Origin of the sequence: Collinsella aerofaciens (genome assembly GCF_028209395.1) — a bacterium.
In the GTDB taxonomy this organism is placed as follows: domain Bacteria; phylum Actinomycetota; class Coriobacteriia; order Coriobacteriales; family Coriobacteriaceae; genus Collinsella; species Collinsella aerofaciens_AZ.
Map to the genome: position 1 here is coordinate 1 of NZ_JAQLDQ010000041.1, position 4,227 is coordinate 4,227.

Sequence of the window (4,227 nt, forward strand, 5' to 3'; positions counted from 1 at the left end):
GGGCATGCGGTACATTTTTATCCGCGCTTCGCGCTACAAAATGTACCGCCCCCTGCGGAATGCGCTGGGAAGCTGCCCCCATTCCGACCCGGACATACAGATCTACCAGCGCATTTACAAATTCGTAAACTTTTTTCAAAAAAGTGCTTGCACAGTTCTCGAATCATAGGTTATTATCTTCCTCGTTGAACGCGCGGGTCCAACAAAACGAACTGCGAATCAACAACATAGCATGTCGGAGTGGCGGAATTGGCAGACGCGCTAGCTTGAGGTGCTAGTGACCGCTTTTTGGTCATGCGGGTTCAAGTCCCGCCTCCGACACCATCGCATTTGAGAAGCCTCTTCGGAGGCTTTTTTGTTACCGATAGACGGTGAGGTCCACGATGGAAACGCTTGAGCGCAACGAGTGGGCAGACGTTGCCCAACTGGTCGAGATCACGAGCGATGCTGTCATCATTTGTGAGCTCGATGGAACCATCCTGCATGTGAATAATCGTTTGCTCGATCTGATGTGCGAGGAGCGCGCTGACGTCATCAACGGTGATGTCAAGGACGTTCTGTACTCGTCTGCCTTTGAGCGCGCGACCGAACATCGTCTGCCGTTTGAGACCGATGGCTGCGAGAGCGAGCTGATGCTCAAGCTGAGCGACGGGTCCTTTATTCCCGTCTTGGTTCGCGCAGGTTCCGTTACGCCTCCGCGTATCTTTGGACGCCGCGCGCCGCGCGTCCTGGTGGCGTTTCACAGCATCGAAGAGCAGTATTCCCACGATCGTCAGCTCAAACGTGCGCTATCGGAGCTTAGGGTGGCGAATAAACGCCTTTCGGGTACCCTTTCGGTCATTATGAGTACCGTGGGCTCCGATGAGCTCCCCAGCTTGCTCGATACCGTTTTGAATCAGCTCGTCGGAACGCTCGATGCCTCTGGAGCTGCGATTTATTTTTCTGAGAGCGGCGGCTTTAAGCTTCGCGGTGTTTCCAAGGAGCTGCATGACAGCTACCTGCCCGAGTTTTTGCCGTATGGCGCTGGCATTCCGACGTATGTTCTTCGCGAGTCGCGCGCCTGCCGCCTGTCGATTCAGCAGGACCTTGAGGGCGACCGGGTTGCTTCGGGTATGTTCATGGATTTGGACAATCGTTCCAAGCACTTGCTGCGCGTGCAGGATATGCCCCCGTATCGCAGCGAGATCTGTCTTCCCGTGTTTTACGGCACGCAGGTGCTCGGTGTGTTGGAGGTCGGTTGGAAACGTCCACAGGCGCCACTTGCCTATGACCTTAACGTGCTCGAGGTCATCTGCGATTACCTGTCTATTCAGATGGTCGGCATGGCGTCGAGCTTACGTTCGCGCCGCACGGCAGAACTTGGTCGTTCGCTCAACGTGCTGCGCGATGAGCTTTTTACCTATCTTGATGATCCGGTCGCTGCTTCGCACGCCGTCTCGTCCGAAATCTGTGCCGTGCTCAATTGCCATTTTTGCCCCGTTGAGTACGATGCGGGCCTCGAAGCCTATGTTATCGATTTTGAGGGCGGTAGCCGTGTGGCGTTGCCGGGCGATCCAGAGTCACTCTTCTTTTCCGTCACGACGCCGGCGGCGCGCCTGGGGACATCTTCTGATGGGTTCGAGACATCGGTGCTGGGCGGGACGAGTGCCGACGATCTCAGGTACGTGCGCCTTACACGTGTGGACGAATCCACGTCTATGGGTGCATGGTTGAGGGCCCACGGCCTACCGTGCCAGGGACTTTATGTCGACTCCGGCATCGAAGCAGGGCGCTACCACTCGGAATCGGATGGCAAGCGAAGCAACGATGCGATCGTTCCTGCTGATATCGCCAAGGGGCCGACGAGGCGTGCTTTGCTGCTCCGCGATGGCAGCCAGGAGCCCATTGATGACCTCGAATACGACTACATGGTGCATTTGGCGCATGACTTTGAGTTGATTTATGAGGGCGAGTCTCAAAAGCGCGAAGAACGTTATATTGCTCAGACGCTTCAGATTGGCATGAGAAATTCGCTTGGTGACGTTCCGGGTATCGCGACTGATTCGGTATACCTGTCAGCCACGAACTCTGCATTGGTCGGTGGTGACTTCTATACGCTCATCCGTCTTCCCGACGATTGCGCCGTCATGATCCTGGGCGATGTGTCCGGCAAGGGCATCGAGGCGGCATCCATGTCTGCACTCGTCAAGACGGCGCTGACGGCCTATGCCTGGGAGGGTGCGGGGCCTGCCCGCATGGCCCGCTCGCTCAATAGCATGCTCATGGGCTTTTCGAGGGTCGAGACGTTCGTGACGGCCTTTATCGCTAAGATTGACCTTAAAGCCGGGCGCGCTACCTATTGCTCTGCGGGACATCCTCCCACTATGGTCATCAGACCGTCGTCGAAGCCGCTTGGCGGCGGAGAAACCCGAGGGGGAGAAGTGGAGCTCCTTGGGTGCCAATCGGGCGTGATCGGTGCCTTTGAGAGCATGGTCTACGAGACGGGCGCCTTTACGTTCGCTCCTGGTGACATGCTATTTATGTATACCGACGGAACGATTGAAGCACGTGATCGCTCGGGTGCTTTCTTTGGCGAACAGCGCCTTCGCGACCTTCTGCTCTCTGTCTCGGGTGAGGGCGTATCGGGCATTTGCGGCAAGGTCTTGGGCGAGCTTGACCGATTTACCGATTCGGCGCTGGACGATGACATTGCATTGGTGTCCCTTGAGTTTTTACAGGGTCGTTCATAGACGACGCTGGGCGGGTTGAATCCGCACGGTTGGGGAAACGAATGCATCGAGTGGGCTTTTTTGGGGAACCATGGTCGTATGAATGAGTGGAATGACATAGCGGTTTTGACGCCACCGGGTGATGTCGACATCGCCTCGGTGCCCGTGCTGCGCCGACGGTTGGACAATTTGATCGACCGGGGCGTTCGTCGCGTTGTCATCAATTGCCAGGCCGTGGGCTTTATCGACTCGACGGGTTTGGCGTTTTTGCTTACACGTGCCAGAGAACTCATGAGGCGAGAGGGCCTGCTTTCGCTCGTTAACGCCTCCGATGAGGTCATCCGCTTTTTGGAGATTGCCCGACTTGTCGACATCCTCCATGTTGCGGGCTTCGCTCGGGAGTCGATTCCTGCCATTCCGGTGGGGGAATTGCCTCGCTGGAGCAAGAGTGTCGAGGTGCGCCAGGGTATCGAGAACCTTCCATACTATCGTCATCGTATTGCCGAGCTACTCGAACCGCTTCCCCTGAGGCGGGATGAGCGCTATGACGTCGCGTTGGCATCGGGCGAGGCGCTGGGCAACGCGTATGACCATGCGGGCGGTATCGGATGCATCCTGACGGTTCAGGCCTATGGCGATCGTGTCGTGATTGAGGTTGTCGACCGTGGGGCGGGGTATTCGATTGACGGGTCGAGTGAACCGGTTACGACTGAGGAGCGCGGGCGTGGGATCAAGCTCATGCGCATGTTAGTCGACAACGTGGAGGTTGCCCGTCGTACTGATGGTGCCGGTACGCGCGTTCGGATGGTAAAGCTGTTTAGCGGAACATTGGAATCGTGCGCCTAGTAAATCGTTTTGGCATGTATATCTGCCAAGAGCATGTGGCGAACAACTTTTTTGAAAAAAAAGTACTTGCGTCTTTTGGGCAACTCGCGTAAATTAATAACCCGCAAGCGGACATGGCTCAGTTGGTAGAGCACAACCTTGCCAAGGTTGGGGTCGCGGGTTCGAGCCCCGTTGTCCGCTCCATTGCATTTCCGGACCGTCTCAAGCGGTCCTTTTTCGGCGAAGTGGCCAAGTGGTAAGGCAGAGGCCTGCAAAGCCTTTACCCCCGGTTCGAATCCGGGCTTCGCCTCCAGGCAACATCCGGGCGCTCCGGCGCCCGTTTTGTTTTACATATGCGGACATGGCTCAGTTGGTAGAGCACAACCTTGCCAAGGTTGGGGTCGCGGGTTCGAGCCCCGTTGTCCGCTCCAACTATCTTACGCGGTTCTAACGAACCGCGTTTTTTGTTGACGCTGCGCGGGCCCCGGGCACCCCATCTTGCCCCTCAATCGTCGGTCGCGTACATAAAGTACGCTTCCCTCCTCTTTCGCGGCAACCTGGGGCACCCGGAGCCCGCTCGCTCATATGACCCAATCCGCTGTCAAGAGCCACAATGGCCCGCCGACCGCTTGCAATCGGTCGGCGGGGCCTGCCGTTAACCCGTCCCGGTCCGCCCCCGGCATGTCATCGACGC

General features: G+C 57.2%; 2 protein-coding genes and 4 tRNA genes. All 6 read left to right on the forward strand.

Features of this window, described 5'->3' with window-relative positions:
- Positions 1 to 234 precede the first annotated feature (234 nt).
- Positions 235 to 324: transfer RNA gene (locus PMW67_RS09530), tRNA-Leu, on the forward strand.
- Positions 325 to 383: 59 nt separating this feature from the next.
- On the forward strand, positions 384 to 2,729 hold the full coding sequence (locus tag PMW67_RS09535) for a SpoIIE family protein phosphatase (protein WP_271739683.1): 2,346 nt from the start codon (positions 384 to 386) through the stop codon (positions 2,727 to 2,729).
- Between the two features lie 78 nt (positions 2,730 to 2,807).
- The gene (locus tag PMW67_RS09540) at positions 2,808 to 3,554 is read left to right on the forward strand and encodes an anti-sigma factor antagonist (RefSeq protein WP_118094501.1); all 747 of its coding nucleotides are present in this window, start codon (positions 2,808 to 2,810) and stop codon (positions 3,552 to 3,554) included.
- A 107-nt stretch (positions 3,555 to 3,661) separates the two neighbouring features.
- A tRNA-Gly gene (locus tag PMW67_RS09545) sits at positions 3,662 to 3,737 on the forward strand.
- A gap of 35 nt (positions 3,738 to 3,772) precedes the next feature.
- Positions 3,773 to 3,846: transfer RNA gene (locus PMW67_RS09550), tRNA-Cys, on the forward strand.
- A 42-nt stretch (positions 3,847 to 3,888) separates the two neighbouring features.
- A tRNA-Gly gene (locus tag PMW67_RS09555) sits at positions 3,889 to 3,964 on the forward strand.
- Positions 3,965 to 4,227: the final 263 nt, after the last annotated feature.